This is a genomic window from Pseudonocardia sp. OZ21, from assembly GCF_059359135.1.
Genome location: NZ_JCADBN010000003.1, coordinates 216,177 through 231,882, shown reverse-complemented (window position 1 = coordinate 231,882; position 15,706 = coordinate 216,177). Strand labels below are relative to the sequence as shown.

At 71.5% G+C, this 15,706-nt stretch carries 14 protein-coding genes; 9 read left to right on the top strand and 5 right to left on the bottom strand.

Annotation, left to right across the window (positions count from 1 at the left end):
- Positions 1-18 precede the first annotated feature (18 nt).
- Positions 19-1,221, top strand: a complete 1,203-nt coding sequence (dnaJ, locus tag AC5L35_RS07965; protein WP_495058907.1) for a molecular chaperone DnaJ — start codon at positions 19-21, stop codon at positions 1,219-1,221.
- Positions 1,218-1,655 (top strand): heat shock protein transcriptional repressor HspR, encoded by a 438-nt coding sequence (locus AC5L35_RS07960; RefSeq protein WP_495058906.1) that lies wholly within the window; start codon positions 1,218-1,220, stop codon positions 1,653-1,655. Before dnaJ ends, AC5L35_RS07960 begins: the two co-directional genes overlap by 4 nt.
- Positions 1,656-1,752: 97 nt before the next feature.
- On the opposite strand, the gene AC5L35_RS07955 is transcribed toward AC5L35_RS07960, so the two are convergent.
- A complete protein-coding gene (locus AC5L35_RS07955) occupies positions 1,753-2,856 on the bottom strand; it encodes a globin domain-containing protein (RefSeq protein ID WP_495059254.1) in 1,104 nt (367 codons plus the stop codon).
- A gap of 371 nt (positions 2,857-3,227) precedes the next feature.
- On the opposite strand from AC5L35_RS07955, the gene clpB reads away from it, so the two are divergent.
- Together clpB and AC5L35_RS07945 are read left to right on the top strand one after the other, a co-directional pair.
- Entirely contained in the window at positions 3,228-5,840 is a 2,613-nt protein-coding gene (gene clpB, locus AC5L35_RS07950) for an ATP-dependent chaperone ClpB (protein ID WP_495059253.1), read from the top strand.
- 129 nt (positions 5,841-5,969) lie between these two features.
- Complete coding sequence (locus AC5L35_RS07945; protein ID WP_495058905.1) at positions 5,970-6,446, top strand: cupin domain-containing protein; 477 nt, start codon at positions 5,970-5,972, stop codon at positions 6,444-6,446.
- Positions 6,447-6,456: 10 nt separating this feature from the next.
- Here the strand turns inward: AC5L35_RS07945 and AC5L35_RS07940 are convergent, their stop codons facing one another.
- On the bottom strand, positions 6,457-7,704 hold the full coding sequence (locus AC5L35_RS07940; RefSeq protein ID WP_495058904.1) for a flavin-dependent oxidoreductase: 1,248 nt from the start codon (positions 7,702-7,704) through the stop codon (positions 6,457-6,459).
- 181 nt (positions 7,705-7,885) lie between these two features.
- Here AC5L35_RS07940 and AC5L35_RS07935 point away from each other — a divergent pair, with 181 nt between their 5' ends.
- From AC5L35_RS07935 to pyrE, 3 genes are all read left to right on the top strand, one after another.
- Positions 7,886-8,536, top strand: a complete 651-nt coding sequence (locus AC5L35_RS07935) for a TtfA family protein (protein ID WP_495058903.1) — start codon at positions 7,886-7,888, stop codon at positions 8,534-8,536.
- A 73-nt stretch (positions 8,537-8,609) separates the two neighbouring features.
- Positions 8,610-9,389 carry an SDR family NAD(P)-dependent oxidoreductase gene (locus tag AC5L35_RS07930; RefSeq protein WP_495058902.1) on the top strand — a complete coding sequence of 260 codons (780 nt, stop codon included), beginning with the start codon at positions 8,610-8,612 and terminating at the stop codon, positions 9,387-9,389.
- A 31-nt stretch (positions 9,390-9,420) separates the two neighbouring features.
- Positions 9,421-9,990, top strand: coding sequence for an orotate phosphoribosyltransferase (gene pyrE / locus AC5L35_RS07925; protein ID WP_495058901.1), 570 nt, complete (start codon positions 9,421-9,423; stop codon positions 9,988-9,990).
- Positions 9,991-10,007: 17 nt separating this feature from the next.
- Here pyrE and AC5L35_RS07920 read toward each other — a convergent pair whose 3' ends face one another.
- The 3 genes from AC5L35_RS07920 to AC5L35_RS07910 all read right to left on the bottom strand — a co-directional run bounded on the left by AC5L35_RS07920 (position 10,008) and on the right by AC5L35_RS07910 (position 13,613).
- Positions 10,008-11,021 carry a hypothetical protein gene (locus AC5L35_RS07920; RefSeq protein WP_495058900.1) on the bottom strand — a complete coding sequence of 338 codons (1,014 nt, stop codon included), beginning with the start codon at positions 11,019-11,021 and terminating at the stop codon, positions 10,008-10,010.
- A gap of 88 nt (positions 11,022-11,109) precedes the next feature.
- The gene (locus tag AC5L35_RS07915; protein WP_495058899.1) at positions 11,110-12,267 is read right to left on the bottom strand and encodes a DUF4142 domain-containing protein; all 1,158 of its coding nucleotides are present in this window, start codon (positions 12,265-12,267) and stop codon (positions 11,110-11,112) included.
- A gap of 17 nt (positions 12,268-12,284) precedes the next feature.
- On the bottom strand, positions 12,285-13,613 hold the full coding sequence (locus AC5L35_RS07910; protein WP_495058898.1) for a ferredoxin reductase family protein: 1,329 nt from the start codon (positions 13,611-13,613) through the stop codon (positions 12,285-12,287).
- A gap of 549 nt (positions 13,614-14,162) precedes the next feature.
- Here AC5L35_RS07910 and AC5L35_RS07905 point away from each other — a divergent pair.
- Together AC5L35_RS07905 and AC5L35_RS07900 are read left to right on the top strand one after the other, a co-directional pair.
- Positions 14,163-14,954 carry a TrmH family RNA methyltransferase gene (locus AC5L35_RS07905; protein ID WP_495058897.1) on the top strand — a complete coding sequence of 264 codons (792 nt, stop codon included), beginning with the start codon at positions 14,163-14,165 and terminating at the stop codon, positions 14,952-14,954.
- A gap of 61 nt (positions 14,955-15,015) precedes the next feature.
- Positions 15,016-15,705 carry an HAD family hydrolase gene (locus AC5L35_RS07900; RefSeq protein ID WP_495058896.1) on the top strand — a complete coding sequence of 230 codons (690 nt, stop codon included), beginning with the start codon at positions 15,016-15,018 and terminating at the stop codon, positions 15,703-15,705.
- Position 15,706 lies beyond the last annotated feature (1 nt).

Here is a 15,706-nt window from a genome sequence, read left to right as displayed (position 1 = left end):
AAGACGCGAGGAGGCGGAGTGACCCAGCGCGACTGGATCGAGAAGGACTTCTACCGCGAGCTGGGCGTCACCTCCGGCGCGTCCGCGGACGAGATCAAGAAGGCGTACCGGAAGCTCGCGCGTGAGCTGCATCCGGACGCCAACCCCGGCGACGCCAAGGCGGAGGCGCGGTTCAAGTCCGTGTCCGAGGCCTACGGGGTGCTGTCCGACGAGAAGAAGCGCCGTGAGTACGACGAGACGCGTGCGCTTTTCGCCGGTGGCGGCGGTTTCGGAGCCGGTGGGGGCTTCCCCGGCGGCTTCGGGACCGGAGCGGCCGGTGGCCAGAGCTTCGACCTGAACGACCTGTTGAACCGCACCGGCGCCGGGGGCTCCGGCGCTGGTGGGGCCGGGGGTCTCGGCGACCTCCTCGGAGGCATCTTCGGCAACCGCGCGGGGGCGGGCCCCACCGGGCCCCGTGCCCAGCGCGGGGCCGACGTCGAGAGTGAGCTGCGTATCGACTTCGTCGACGCCGTGCGCGGCGCCGAGGTGCAGCTGAGGCTGTCGTCGCCCGGTCGATGCGAGCGGTGCGGTGGCACCGGGGCCCGCCCCGGCAGCACGCCGCATCAGTGCCCCACGTGTGGTGGCGTCGGCCTGGTCAGCCGCAGCCAGGGCGCGTTCGCGTTCTCCGAGCCGTGCCGCGACTGCCGCGGAACCGGCCGGATCATCGACGACCCGTGCCCGGAGTGCGGAGGCGACGGCGTCAGCACCCGCACCCGGCTGCTCACCGTCCGGGTTCCGGCCGGTGTGGCCGACGGCCAGCAGATCCGGCTCAAGGGCCAGGGCGAGCCCGGCCGCGGCGGCGCGCCTGCCGGTGACCTGTACGTGAAGGTGCACGTCAACCCGCATCGGCTGTTCGGGCGGTCGGAGCGCAACGCCGACGACCTGACCCTGACGGTTCCGGTCACCTTTCCGGAGCTGGTGCTCGGCAGCACGCTGACCGTGCCCACGCTCGACTCCACCGTGTCCCTCCGGATCCCCCCGGGCACGTCGAGCGGGCGCACGTTCCGGGTGCGTGGCCGAGGTGTGAAGCGCAAGAACGGCAAGACCGGTGACCTGCTCGTCACCGTGGAGGTCGCGGTGCCGGGCTCGCTCGACGAGGCGGCCACCGAGTCGCTGCAGGCCTACGCCGAGGCCACCAAGTCGTTCGACCCGCGGGCCGACCTGCTCGGGGGCCGGCGATGACCAGCGGCGGCCCCGCGCTACCGCCGGGCGCCAACCCCGACAGCCCTGTCTTCGTCATCTCGGTGGCGGCAGAGCTGGCCGGGCTGCACGCCCAGACTCTGCGCAGCTACGACCGGCTGGGGCTCGTGAGCCCCGGCCGGTCGCCCGGCGGCGGCCGTCGCTACTCGGCTCGCGACATCGCGCTGCTCCGCGAGGTGCAGCGGCTCTCCCAGGAGGAGGGCGTGAACCTCGCGGGCATCAAACGCATCATCGAGCTGGAGCAGCTCGTCGACGAGCTGCGCGCGCGCCTCGACGAGCTGGCGCACGACCTGATCGCCGCTCACACTGCCGCCGACCAGGCCGCTGCCAGCGTGCACGCGTCGTACCGACGAGATCTCGTGCCGGTGGACCGTCGCCAGGCCCTCGTGGTGTGGCGGCCGAAGCCTCGGGAATGACCGACGGGTGCTAACCCGCGATCACGCTCGGTGGCGGGTCCTCGGGCACCGAGTCGGCCCGGCGTATCGAGACACCAGCTCAGCGCCGAGAGCTGGGCTAATCCATCGTGAACGGGTCGTACCGGATGCGGTCGAGCGGCGTGCCGGCCACGAGCATCCGGGACACGGTGGCGCGGATCATGGCCGGGGAGCCACAGACCATCACGTCGTGGTCGGCCCACGCGCCGTAGCGCGTGACCACGTCGGCCAGCGTGCCCCGTTCGGCACCGGAGCCCGACTCCTCCTTCTCGACGACGGGGACGATGTCGAGCCAGGTGTTGCTGTAGGAGAGTCGCCGCAGGCTGGCGAAGTCGTAGAGGTCGTCCCACGTGCGGCCACCGACGAAGACCTGCGTGTGGGGCTGGGCCGGCCGCGCGGCCAGATCCTCGAGCAACGCCTTGATCGGCGCCACGCCGGTGCCGCCGGTGACCATCAGGAGGTCGCGACCGGACTCCGCCTCGACGTGCATGCGGCCCATCGGCGGACCGATCCGCCAGGTGTCGCCGATCCTGGAGTGGGCGACGATCGCCCGGCTCACCCAGCCGCCGTCGACGGCGCGGACGTGGAAGTCGAGCGTGCCGTCCGGCCGGGGCGCGTTGGCCGGGGAGAGGTAACGCCACAGGCGCGGTCGCTGGGGTGTCTCCACACTCAGGTACTGGCCTGCCTGGTACGGGATCGGCTCGCTGGTCTGCAGGGTGATCATCGCAAGGTCCCAGCCCACCCGCTGGTGGTCGACCACCCGGCCCAGCCAGGACGCCGGACCGCGCTCGGCCTGAGCGGCGTTGATCATGGCGTTGGCCACGATCCCGTAGGCGTTGGTCCAGGCGTGCTCCATCTCCTCGGTCCACGCGGGACCGGAGAACTGCCGGATGCTGCCGATCAGGGCCGCCCCCACCGCGTCGTAGTGCTGGGCGAGCACTCCGAACTTGCGGTGGTCCCGGCCCAGTTGTTCGAGGAACGGCACCAGGTCGTCGGGCTGGTCCACCATCTGGACGACGTGCACGAGCGCCCGGAGCAGCCGGCTGCGCTGTACCTCCATGTTGATGGGGAACAGGTCGCGGGTCTGGGGAGCGATCCGGAAGAGGGTGCCGTAGAAGTGTCGCCCGAGCTCCTCGGACTGCGGCTCGACCTCTGCGAAACTGGAGCGGATGACCTCGACCATCCCGGACTGCTCGCTGCGGGACTCGCCGACGGAGAGGTCGGCGGCGAGCAACTGTTCAGCGGTCATGAATGGCCGGCTCTTCCTGCTCGATGGTCGGGGGGCGGAGGGAGGCGAGTCCCAGGCTGGAGAAGCCTAACGCTCGGGAGGGCCTCTGGTGACCCTCCGTTGACCCGAGGATCAGCCTTCTCGCAGCCAGGTGGCCCTGCCCCCGCCCGTCCGCGCGCTGCGGGACCGTTCGGCGCACGGTTGTCCGAATCTGACGGCGGCTTGCGAAAACAAGCAGAGCTGAGTGGAACAGGCTCAACTTTCCTGACGTTGTCCGTAGCGACGGGCACGATGGTGTCCTGGCGACGATGCAGGAGGAACAGGGGATGGACTCCTTCAACCCCACCACCAAGGCGCAGCAGGCCATCTCGGCCGCGGTGCAGGCCGCTGCGCTCGCCGGCAACCCTGATGTCGGCCCCACACACTTGCTGGGTGCCCTGCTGGCGCAGGGCGATGGGATCGCCGTGCCGCTGCTCACGGCGGTAGGTGCAGACCCCGCGGTCGTGCGCACCGAGCTCGCGCAGCTGGGCAACAGGCTGCCATCGGCGGCCGGCGCCACGGTGAGTGCGCCGCAGCTGTCCCGCGACGCGCTGGCGGCGATCACCGCCGCGCAGCAGCTCGCCATGGAGATGGGCGACGAGTACGTCTCCACCGAGCACCTGCTGGTCGGGCTCGCCGGCACGCGTGGTCCGGTCGCCGATCTGCTGCGCCGCCACGGTGCCACCCCGGACGCGCTGCGTGAGGCGTTCACGAAGGTGCGCGGGTCGTCCCGCGTCACCAGCCCGGACCCTGAGGGCACCTACCAGGCGCTGGAGAAGTACGGCGTCGACCTCACCGAGCGGGCCCGCAAGGGCGAGCTCGACCCGGTGATCGGTCGCGACACCGAGATCCGCCGCGTGGTGCAGGTCCTCTCGCGGCGCACCAAGAACAACCCCGTGCTGATCGGTGAGCCGGGCGTCGGGAAGACCGCGATCGTCGAGGGGCTCGCCCAGCGGATCGTGGCAGGCGACGTCCCCGAGTCCCTGCGTGGCAAGCGGGTGATCTCCCTCGACCTCGGTTCGATGGTCGCGGGCGCGAAGTACCGCGGCGAGTTCGAGGAGCGGCTCAAGGCCGTGCTCAAGGAGATCACCGAGAGCGCGGGCGAGGTCGTCACCTTCATCGACGAGCTGCATACGATCGTCGGGGCCGGCGCCACCGGCGAGGGTGCGATGGACGCGGGCAACATGATCAAGCCCATGCTCGCCCGCGGTGAGCTGCGGCTGGTCGGCGCCACCACGCTCGACGAGTACCGGCAGCGGATCGAGAAGGACGCCGCGCTGGAGCGCCGCTTCCAGCAGGTGCTGGTCGGCGAGCCCAGCGTCGAGGACACCATCGGGATCCTGCGCGGGCTCAAGGAGCGGTACGAGGTGCACCACGGCGTGCGGATCACCGACGCCGCGCTGGTCGCCGCAGCCACGCTGTCCGACCGCTACATCACCGCCCGCTTCCTCCCCGACAAGGCCATCGACCTCGTCGACGAGGCCGCGTCGCGGCTGCGCATGGAGATCGACTCCCGGCCCGTCGAGATCGACTCGGTCGAGCGCGCCGTGCGCCGGCTGGAGATCGAGGAGATGGCGCTGGAGAAGGAGAACGACCCCGCCTCCCGCGACCGGCTCGACGCGTTGCGTGCCGAGCTGGCGGAGAAGCGCGAGGAGCTGTCCGCCCTCACCGCCCGGTGGCAGAACGAGAAGGGCGCGATCGAGAGCGTCCGTGAGCTCAAGGAGCAGCTCGAGGGGCTGCGCGGAGAGTCGGACCGCGCCGAGCGCGACGGCGACCTCGGCAAGGCGGCGGAGCTGCGCTACGGGCGCATCCCGGCGTTGGAGAAGAAGCTGGAGGAGGCTACGGCCGTCACGGCTCCCGATGCCGACCTGATGCTCAAGGAGGAGGTCGGCCCGGACGACGTGGCCGACGTCGTGTCCGCATGGACCGGTATCCCCGCGGGCCGGATGCTCGAGGGCGAGACGGCCAAGCTGCTGCGCATGGAGGACGAGCTCGGCAAGCGGGTGGTGGGTCAGACCGAGGCCGTGCGCGCCGTGTCCGACGCGGTGCGCCGGGCCAGGGCCGGCATCGCCGACGAGAACCGGCCCACCGGGTCGTTCCTCTTCCTCGGCCCCACCGGCGTGGGCAAGACCGAGCTGGCCAAGGCGCTCGCCGAGTTCCTGTTCGACGACGAGCGGGCGATGGTCCGCATCGACATGAGCGAGTACTCGGAGAAGCACAGCGTCGCCCGGCTGGTCGGCGCCCCGCCCGGCTACGTGGGCTACGACCAGGGCGGACAGCTCACCGAGGCGGTACGGCGCCGTCCGTACACGGTGGTGCTGTTCGACGAGGTGGAGAAGGCGCACTCCGACGTCTTCGACACGCTGTTGCAGGTGCTCGACGACGGCAGGCTGACCGACGGCCAGGGCCGCACGGTCGACTTCCGCAACACGATCCTGGTGCTGACCTCCAACCTCGGCTCGCAGCTGATCACCGACCCGTCGCTCGACGACCGCGGTCGCAAGGACGCGGTCATGGCGGTCGTGCAGCGGCACTTCAAGCCGGAGTTCCTCAACCGGCTCGACGACGTGGTGGTCTTCCACGCGCTGTCCACGGCGGAGCTCACGCACATCGTCGACATCCAGCTCGACGTGCTGCGGCGGCGGCTGGCGAAGCGCCGGCTCACGCTGGAGGTCTCCGACGCGGGTCGTGAGTGGCTGGCCATGAACGGGTTCGACCCGGTCTACGGCGCGCGGCCGTTGCGCAGGCTCGTGCAGTCGGCGATCGGCGACCAGCTCGCGAAGGAGCTGCTGTCCGGTGACATCCGCGAGGGCGACACCGTGCGGGTCGACCTCGACCCGGAGGCGAGCGGCGGCATGGGCGGTCTGATCGTCGGGCGTGCCCTGCCGGCCACCATCTGAGGCAGCGGTTCCTCCACGCACCGACGGGACGGTGCCCGGGCCAGGCCCGGGCACCCTCCCGTTGTCGTGTGCCGGGGTGTAGACCTTGAGGCCGGACCACAGGGTGAGTGATCGCGGCCAGGAGGCGACATGACCGGCGAGGAGATCGTGCTCGGCCCGCTGCCCAAGGGCATCACGCTCGCGAACGAGGGCATGCAGAAGAAGGTGTGGAACGTGCTCGGCCACACCTACTCGATGAAGGCGGCAGGCGAGTCGGGCTTCGCGTTCGAGACGTTCGACCCGCCCGGCACCGGTGTGCCGCCGCACGTGCATCCGACCCAGGACGAGCACATCTACGTCCTCGAAGGCGTGTTCACCCTCTATCTCGACGGCCAGTGGGAGACGGCGGGCCCGGGCGACACCGTGCGGATGCCGCGGAACCTGCCGCACGCCTACTACAACCGCGGCGACGCGCCTACGCGAGGGCTGTTCTGGGTGAGCCCGGCCGGCCGGCTCGCTGAGCTGTTCGACAAGTTGCACAACCTCGAGGACCCGGCCGAGGTCGTGCGCGTGTCGGCCCTGTGCGGCGTGGACTTCCTTCCGCCGGGAAGCGTGGAAGGGGCCTGAGCGGCCGCGCTCACGTCGTGGGCCGGTCGGCCTGACCGCCTGCGGATCGGGAGATCCGGGCGTAGCTGCTCACCACGGCCTCGAGTTCGGCGGCGTCGATCACGTCCTCCAGCCGAGAGAACCCGTCGGGGGCCCGGCGCTCGACCTCGTCGATCACGCTCTCCGGCCCGCCCACCCGGTTGCGCCGCACCACCTCGCTGGTGGCGGGCAGGCGGTCGTCCTGGTACGCGCGCAACGCGTCGGCGGGATCGGCGTGCCGCACCAGTTGGCGGCCGAGGCTCGTGGCATCGAGGATCGCCTGCCCCGCCCCGTTGGAGCCCATCGGGTACATGGGGTGGGCGGCATCGCCCAGCAGCGTCACGCGTCCCCTGGTCCAGTGGGGCAGTGGGTCGCGGTCGCACATCGGGAACTCGAAACACTCCCTGGTGGCCCGGACGAGACCGACGTGGTCGACGTGCCGCACCCGGAACCGGTCGAGGTGGAGTTCCAGCTCGGCCGGGTCGGCAGGCCGTGACCAGTCCTGCCGCCGGGGCGGAGGGTCGCCGGGGCGTCCCGTCAGCACGCAGACCGCCCAGTTGGTGAGCCTGGTGCCCGGGGCCGACCCCCTGCCGATCGGATAGATCACCAGCTTGGCGGCCGTGCCCCCGGCGATGACCATCGAGCGCCCGGCTCCGAACTCCGGCCAGTCGGTGGCTCCCCGCCACATCAGTACCCCGTTCCACCGAGGGGCGCCCTCCGCCGGGAACAGGATGGAGCGCACCGTCGAGTGGATGCCGTCGGCAGCCACCAGTACGTCACCGCGCACCGGCTCGACGGCGTGGCCGTGCGGGTCGACGAACTGTGCACGGACGCCGTCCGCGTCCTGGTCGAAGCCGACGAGCCGGTGTCCGGTGCGCACCGCGCCGACCCCGAGTCGTTCGCGGACCGCCGCGAGCAGCACACCCTGCAGCCGACCCCGGTGGAACGAGAGCTGCGGAAACGCGAAACCTGCGTCCGTGCCGCACGGTCTGCGGAGAATCTCGTGCCCCAACCGGTGGGTGTAGAACAGCTCCTTGGTCCGGATCCCCACATCGTCCAGCGGGTCGAGCAGCCCGAGTCCGGCGAGCTCCTCGACCGCGTGCGGCAACGCGTTGATCCCCACGCCCAGCTCGCGGATCTGCTCGCTCTGCTCGTGAACGACGCAGTCGATGCCGTCGTGGTGCAGCCGCAGAGCGGTGGTGAGGCCCCCGATTCCCGCTCCCACGATGATGACCCGCATGGCGGTCCCCCCGTCCGACCGAGGCTCCCAGGATGGCGCAGATTTCCGGATCGCACCAAATGTCGGAACGGGCTGCCGGTGCTGCGCCGGACTCACCCGGGAGGATGTACCGCCCGAACGAGGATCGTTCGGGTGATCGGGCGTCCGCGCACGTTGGCGACCACCGGTCTAGGCTCCCGCCGTGGGCCTCTCGTCAACGGTGTGGTTCGTCATCGCCGTGATCGCGCTGCTGCTCGGCGCCGCGCTGTTGTTCGCCGACCGCCGCGGCGGCCCTGGTGGGGCGAAGGACCGAAAGCGCTGGGCCGCCACGCACGGCTGGGAGTACCTCGACACCGATCCGGTGCTGCCGAGCCGGTGGCGCTACGGGACGATCCACCAGGGCGGCCCCGGTGTGGCGCGCAACCTGATGAGTGGTGACGTCCCCACGTCCATCGGACCGCGGCACGCCTACGTGTTCGATCACGAGCAGGCCGGACGGCTGAACTCCGTGCTGGTCGCGGTCCAGGTGCAGGACCAGCTGCCTGCCGCGGTGGAGCTGCGCCTGCCGTCGGCCCCGCTCCCGGACGACGCGGGGCTCGACCTGCTGGAGCCGGTCGGTGAGCGGTACGCCTTCGTGTCCGACGCCGACGCCGTGCGTCACCTCATCACGCCCCGTCTGGCCGAGGCCAGCGACCAGGTCGGCGACGACGTGGAGCTGCTCTGGGCCGAGGAGTCGTGGGTGCTCGCCACGGCTCCGCTGGGTTCCAGCTCGGAGCGCGTGCAGGACCTGCTCGCCGACCTCGCCGAGGTGGCCACCGTGCTGGAGCAGTCGCTGGGTGTCGGACGCCGCTGATCCGGCCTCGCCGCCACCCGTTCCGTACCGGTTCCGCCGGGTTGTCCGGATCGTTCGTCGGTAGGCTCCCGGCGTGCCCACCGTCTTGATCACCGGCGCCACCTCGGGCATCGGGGCCGCCTTCGCGTCCCGCCTCGCGCGTGACGGTCGCGACCTCGTGCTCGTCGCGCGCGACCGGGAGCGGCTGGAGGCCGCGGCGGTCCGGCACCGGGCTGCCGGTGTGGCCGTCGAGGTGCTGCCCGCTGACCTGTCGGTCGCCGAGGAGCGCGACCGGGTCGCGGCGAGGCTGTCCGATGCAGGCGCCGTACCCGTGGACCTGCTGATCAACAACGCCGGTTACACGGCGACCGCCGACGACGACCTGATCGCAGTGGGCGGCCCGGCGTTGCAGCGCCAACTCGACGTCAATGTGACGTCCGTGCTCAGGCTGACCGTCGCCGCCGTGCCGGGCATGATCGACAGAGGTCGGGGTGGCGTCATCAACGTCTCGAGCGTCGCCGGCTTCCTGCCCGGCCGCGGCTCGGTCTACGGCGCGGACAAGGCGTGGGTCACGTCCTTCACCGAAGCGGTGGCCGCCTCGCTCGCCGGCACCGGCGTGCGGGCACTCGCGCTGTGCCCCGGCTTCGTCCGCACCGAGTTCCACCAGCGTGCCGGCATCGACGTCGGCAGGCGCAGCGGTCCGTTCTGGCTCTCCGCGGAGAGCGTCGTCGAGGGGTGCCTGGCCGACCTGGCCAAGGGAAAGGTGGTGTCCGTGCCGAGCCCGCAGTACAAGGCGGTCGTCGCGCTCGTGGACCTGCTGCCCCGGCCGCTGGTCCGGCGTCTCCTGGCCCTCGGCGACCGACACCGCAAATGAGGTCCGGTCCACGGCTTGCCAGGATGACCGCATGAACGCAGACATCGAGCGCGACGAGCTGGCGGCACTCGTCCGTGACCTGGGAGTGGTGCACGGGCACGTCACTCTGTCATCCGGCGCCGAGGCCGAGTACTACGTCGACCTGCGCCGCGTCACGCTCGAGCACCGGGCCGCACCGCTGGTGGGCCGGCTGCTGCGGGTGCTCACGGCCGACTGGGAGTACTCCGCCGTGGGCGGTCTGACGCTCGGCGCCGACCCGGTGGCCGACGCCATCCTGCACGCGGCGGCCGCCGAGCGACTGGCGGTGCCCGAGATCCCACCGGTCGACGCGTTCGTGGTGCGCAAGGACATCAAGCAGCACGGCATGCAGCGGCTCATCGAGGGCCCGGACATCGCCGGGCGGCGAGTCCTCGTGGTGGAGGACACCTCCACCACCGGAGCATCCGTGCTGACTGCTGTGCGGGCGGTTCGTGAGGCCGGTGCCACGGTCGCCGGTGTCGCCACCGTGGTCGACCGCGACACCGGCGCTCGTGAGGCCATCGAGGCCGAGGACGTGCCCTACCGGGCGCTGCTCGGGCTGGCCGATCTCGGCCTCGCCTGAGCAGCGCCCTCAGGCGGTTACTTCACCGTGATGCGGACTGCGTCGAACGCGGGAGTCTGGTTGGCCCGCTGCATCATCGGGAGGCGGTGCGACCCGTCGCCCGCCCACACCGCGCACTGCGCGGTGCCCGCGGTCGGCATGCCGGTCACGGTCACGGTCACGGTGTCCGGCTCGGCGCCGCCGCCGTTGTCCTGAGTGGCCAGGAAGAACTCGGGAGCGGGTGCGGCGTCCGGCGCCACGTCCGTGGTGGAGAGCATCCGGCAGGCGGTGTGGAAGTGCCCGCGCTGCAGGCCGTCCTCCGTCAGGAACGAGCTCTCCAGGTAGTAACCGCCCGCGGCGGCACCGAGGAACCGGTCACGCACCAGGTTGCGGGTGCTCACCGAGATCGTGAACTTCTCCTTGACACCGACGCTGCGGGGCGAGTCCGTGATGAGCAGCGACGGGCTCTTGTCCTCGGACGCCACCTCACCGAAGGAGGTGCTCACACAGCGGGGAGCGAGCTGGAACCCGTCGTGCGGCGGGAGCTGGCTTCCGGTGCAGTCGGTGCCGAGGACGTCGAGGCCGTTGTTGGCCGGCGGCGCAGGCTCGTCGGGCTCGGCGGCACCGTCGTCACCATCGCCGCCCTCCTCGTCAGGGTCGGCGGAACCCTCGGACCCTCCCGCGTCGCCCGACCCGTTCGACCCGTTCGCGTCGTCGCCCTCCGGCTGGGCCGGAGCGGTGGTCTCGGGCTGCTCCTCGGAGTCGCCGGACGGTTCCGTGGCGGGATCGTCGGAGTTGTTGCCGGCGGGCACGACGGGGCGCGTCTCGGTCGGGGCGCCGTGGCCGCCTCCGGAGCCGTGGCCGCCACCGTGACTGCTTCCGGAGCCGTGGCCCGAACTGCCGGGCGCCATCGAGACCCCGTTCCCGTTGTTCGGGGATCCGGCGTACGCGCTGTCGCACGCGGTGGGGAGGACGGTCACCACAATGGCGGCCGCAGAGATCGCCAGCTTGCGGGCCGTGCTCCGGCGTCGTTCGCTACTGGACGGGAACATGCTGCTCCGTTTCGGGGTCGGGGAGCGGAAACCGGTGGCCGGGTGGCACAGCCGGGATGGATCGGCGCTTACGCGGGGAGCGTGGGAGCTAGCGCCGGAGTGAGTGACGGGAACCCTTACGGCTGGTGAGCCGGTGGGACCCGGTGTCCGAGACGGCCCGGTGCGATCCCGTTTCGGAGACGGCGCGGTGGGAGCCGGTGTCGGAGACGGCGCGGTGGGAGCCGGTGTCGGACGCGCTGCGGTAGGAGCCGGTGTCGGACGCGCTGCGGTAGGACCCCGTGTCGGAGACGCTGCGGTAGGACCCCGACTCGGACACGGCGCGGTACGCCCCCGAGTCCGAGACCCTCCGGCGGGAGCCGGTGTCGGAGATCGTCGTGGTCCGGCCGGCGCCGGACGTGTAGCGGCCGGTGTCGGACAGGGTGTCGAGCCCCGACCCGATGGACGCGGTCGCCCGGGGAGCGGGAATCGCGGCGACGGTGGTGAGCTCGGGGAGAGGTGACGCCGGAGCGCGCGGGACGGTGACCCGGTTGCGGCGCGCCGCGTTGCGACCCTTCATGGCAGCGAACAGCGCGATCGCGGCGAGTAGCGCGGCGACGAACACCAGGATCGGCACGAGGAGGTCGGTCGGGCCGGTGCCTCCGGACAGCAGACCCGGCGAGGCCTGCGGCAGCGCCGCGTAGTCGACGAGTCCGGTGCTCTCGAGGTACTGGATGTGCCGGCTGACGAACTCGTTGGCCGTGGTGGCGAACTGCCGCATCAGCTCGTTGCGAGTACTGGCCCGCACCTGCGCGATGACGGGCAGGACGCTGCCGTGCGCCTCGCGCAGCCGCTGGACGAACATCCGGTCGTAGTCGGAGCCGGTCTGCTGCGAGATCTCGTTCATCCATGCGACCTGCTGGCTGTTGGGGCTGCTGGGCAGCAGGACGCCGAGCTGGTCGGCGGCCTTGCGCACCTCCTGGTCGAGCGTGCCGTGCTCGCCGGAGATGTGCTGTCCGACCTCCTGGACCTCAGGGGAGCTCGCCTGCTGCTCGGCCTGCTGGCCCGTCGGCTGCTCCCACAGCCCGGCCAACCGGACCTTGATGAGCAGGTCACGGTCGGCAGGCCCGAGCGGCCCGAACTGGGTCTGCGTCCAACCGCCGGTGCCGGGCGACCCCGACGCCCACGACTGGTACACCGACGCGGATACGGCGAGGATCACGGCGACGATCACCGCGCGACGGAGTATGCGGGGGATACTGCGGAGCATTGGTGCCTTCCTGACGTTCACACGAAGTCGAACTGTTCGGTGTGCACCCGGGCCGGTGTCACACCAAGGGGGTCGAGAGCGCTCATTGCGTCGGTGACCAGCGCAGGCGGGCCACAGATGAAGTAATCGAGATCGTCGGGATGCTCCGTGTTCGGGAGCACCATCGCGAGCAGGCCGGGACCGATGTCGCCGGTGTGGCCGTCCCATCCGTCGTGCGGACGGCGCAGCACCTCGGTGACCACCAGGTCGAGCTGAAAGCGCAGTTCCGCGAGCTCGTCACGGAACAGCAGGTCCTCGGGCGAGCTGGCCACGACGACCAGGCGGTACGGCCGCGGATCCCCACGGTGCGCGGCCGTGCGCAGCATGCTCATCATGGGCGTGATCCCGACGCCGCCGGCGATCATCACGAAGCCGGCCCCCGCGCCGACGTCGTTGGTGAAGGCGCCGTGCGGGCCGTCCACCCAGACCGGGGAGCCCGGCGGGAGGCGGCGCAGCGCGCGGGTGAAGTCCCCGGTGTGGCGGATCGTGAACTCGGTGGTGTCCAGGTGTGCGCTGGACGCGATGGTGAACGGGTGCTCCTCGGCGGCCACCGACCGATCGAGACGGATCCATGCGAACTGGCCAGGAGCGAAGGCCCACGTCGTCGGCGGGCCCCCGTACCGCCGGCGCCTCGGCTCCAGCACGAGAGTGCTCACCGTCGCGTTCTCCCGGCGTACCTCGCGGACCAGGAACTCGGTGGACGCGTCGAACATCGGCCGCCACGCCCAGCGATATCCGAAGATCCCCACCACGAGGGCCGCGAGCAGGCCGAAGAGAGTGCCGATCGCGGGCTCGACCACGAGGTGGTCGAGCAACCACACGTGCAGTGCCGACAGCGTGATGACCGTGACCGCCAGCGCCACGTGCAGCCATCGCCACAGCTCGTAGGACAACCCGGTGTGGCTCTTCAGTACGGCGAGCCCGGCGAGTGCCGCGAGCGCGATGGTCGCCCCGGTGGCGGCTCGCGCCCGGTCGGGGGCGGTCTCGAAGTTCAGCAGCGTGATGTTGGACGGGTCTGCGGCGACCACGCAGGCGAGATGGGCGAACACCAGCGCCGCGGTGACGACGCCGAGGAAGCGGTGGATGTCGATCACGCTCTCGATGCCGAGCGCCCGGTTCAGGGAGCGGAGCCGGGACGGCAGTACCGCCGCACACACGAGCGCGGACAGCGCCAGCAACCCCGTCAGCACCGAGAGGTGATCCCACAACGGCTCGACCGGAGCGATCGAGAGCCACACGAGCGACGGTGCACCGACGATCAGGCCGAAAACGCTCAGCCACCCCGTGCGCACCCACCGCTGATCCATGCCGGGGACCGTAAGAGGCGCCATCCCGCACAGGTTGCGAAGCTGAGAGCACAGTGGGCCAGGAGTGACGCACGGCGCGACGAGTGGTCCGAGGATTACTCCGAATGTCTCATTTTTAGGGCTGTTTGCCGCGTAACGCCTTCAGGTCCGGCGTCCAGGGAGACCCGAAACGGGCGTGCCGCCACTCGCCGACGACGCCCCACCGTACGAGGACACGCGCCCCGGGCGAGCGGCGTCGGCGGTGCGCCGGACGGAGCGGGCATCGAGGGGCGTGCAGTCGGGCCCGGCAAGTCGTCCGTTCCCCGCGTCCGCGTCGTCCGAAACCTCCCCCCGACCGTTCGGCGCTCACTCTTGCGGGCATCGCCCTCTGTGATGACATGGGTGCGCTCCGCTACGGGGGGGTGCCGTGAGTCACCCGGCAGGCGCCCTCCGCGACGCACAAGCGCCATCCGTCACGCCGCGAGTGCCCTCCGTGACGGCGGGGGCCCGCCCCCGCGAGTCGGCACTCCAGCCACGTGGCCGGGCCCGTCGCGCGGGATCATTTGGGTCATGACCGAGGACGCGCCTGCACGGGCGGGAGACGAGCCCCGTCCCGTAGGGGACGGCGCGGACGCCGGAGACGGGCGACTCGACGACCCGGAACGGGCGACTCGCGGAGCAGGAACGGGCGACTCGCGGGACGGTGGGGAGGGGGTCGGGCCGAGCGAGTGGGGCGTGCCCGGACAGGTGGGGGTGGGGCCGTGGCCCGGCGGGCGGGAGTCGTGGCCCCGGGACGAGCGGTACGACCCCGAACTGCTCGAGCACGGTGACGCGCGCAACGTCGTGGACGCCTACCGCTACTGGCGGCGCGAGGCGGTGGCCGCCGAACTCGCCCGGCGGGCGCACCCCTTCCACGTGGCGATCGAGAACTTCGGTCACGACCACAACATCGGCACGGTGGTGCGCACCGCCAACGCGTTCGCCGCGGCCGGCGTGCACATCGTCGGACGGCGCCGCTGGAACCGGCGCGGTGCGATGGTGACCGACCGCTACCTGCAGGTGCACCACCACGAGACCCTGGCCGATCTCGTGGCGTTCGCGGGGGATCGCGGGCTCGTCGTGGTGGCCGTGGACAACACACCGGGAGCGCAGCGCATCGAGACCGCGGACCTGCCGCGCGACTGCCTGCTGCTGTTCGGGCAGGAGGGGCCCGGCGTCACGGGGGAGGCCCAGGAGGCGGCCGCGATGACGGTGTCGATCGCCCAGTTCGGCAGCACCCGTTCGATCAACGCGGGGGTGGCCGCCGGTATCGCCATGCACGCCTGGATCCGGCAGCACGCGGATCTGTCGGGCGCGTGGTGAGGCGGCGGCGACACCGGAAAACCGGACGGAGATCGGCTCGAGCGGTACCTAGACTTCGGCCGTGAGCAGCCGCCAGACCCTCGTGTTCGACGCCGACGACACCCTCTGGGAGAACAACGTCCTGTTCGAGCGGGTGATCGACGCGTACCTCGACTGGCTGGCCCACCCCACGCTCGACCGGGCGGCCACCCGTGCGGTGCTCGACGAGGTGGAGCGGGCGAACGTCGCCGTGCACGGCTACGGCAGCGCGAGCTTCCTGCGCAGCCTCGGCGACGCCTTCGGGCGGCTCAACCGGCGGCCCGTGACGGCGGCGGAGGCCGCGCGGATCGAGGAACTGGCCGCGGCCCTGGTCAACCACGAGGTGGAGCTCGTGCCGGGGGTGGCCGAGACGCTCGCCGAACTCGGCACCCGTCACGACCTCCTCCTGCTCACCAAGGGCGACCAGGCCGAGCAGCAGCGCAAGATCGACGCGTCGAACCTCGCCCACCACTTCCGCAGCACCCACATCGTGGCGGAGAAGCACGTGGCGGCCTACGAGGAGCTGGTCGTGGAACAGGGCCTCGTGCCGGCGACGACCTGGATGATCGGCAACTCGCCCCGCTCGGACATCCTGCCCGCCCGGGCTGCCGGTCTGGGGGCGGTGTTCATCCCGAACCGGTACACGTGGGTGCTCGAGCACGACGAGCTCGACCCCGACGACCGCGGCGTGCTGCACCTGCGGCGGTTCCCGGAGCTCGTCGAGCACTTCTGAC

Excerpts from the sequence above, each read along its gene's own strand:
- AC5L35_RS07960 (WP_495058906.1), top strand. The coding sequence starts at position 1,218 with ATGACCAGCGGCGGCCCCGCGCTACCGCCGGGCGCCAACCCCGACAGC.
- AC5L35_RS07955 (WP_495059254.1), bottom strand. The coding sequence starts at position 2,856 with ATGGTCGAGGTCATCCGCTCCAGTTTCGCAGAGGTCGAGCCGCAGTCC.
- clpB (WP_495059253.1), top strand. The coding sequence starts at position 3,228 with ATGGACTCCTTCAACCCCACCACCAAGGCGCAGCAGGCCATCTCGGCC.
- AC5L35_RS07945 (WP_495058905.1), top strand. The coding sequence starts at position 5,970 with ATGACCGGCGAGGAGATCGTGCTCGGCCCGCTGCCCAAGGGCATCACG.
- AC5L35_RS07940 (WP_495058904.1), bottom strand. The coding sequence starts at position 7,704 with ATGCGGGTCATCATCGTGGGAGCGGGAATCGGGGGCCTCACCACCGCT.
- pyrE (WP_495058901.1), top strand. The coding sequence starts at position 9,421 with ATGAACGCAGACATCGAGCGCGACGAGCTGGCGGCACTCGTCCGTGAC.
- AC5L35_RS07920 (WP_495058900.1), bottom strand. The coding sequence starts at position 11,021 with ATGTTCCCGTCCAGTAGCGAACGACGCCGGAGCACGGCCCGCAAGCTG.
- AC5L35_RS07915 (WP_495058899.1), bottom strand. The coding sequence starts at position 12,267 with ATGCTCCGCAGTATCCCCCGCATACTCCGTCGCGCGGTGATCGTCGCC.
- AC5L35_RS07910 (WP_495058898.1), bottom strand. The coding sequence starts at position 13,613 with ATGGATCAGCGGTGGGTGCGCACGGGGTGGCTGAGCGTTTTCGGCCTG.
- AC5L35_RS07905 (WP_495058897.1), top strand. The coding sequence starts at position 14,163 with ATGACCGAGGACGCGCCTGCACGGGCGGGAGACGAGCCCCGTCCCGTA.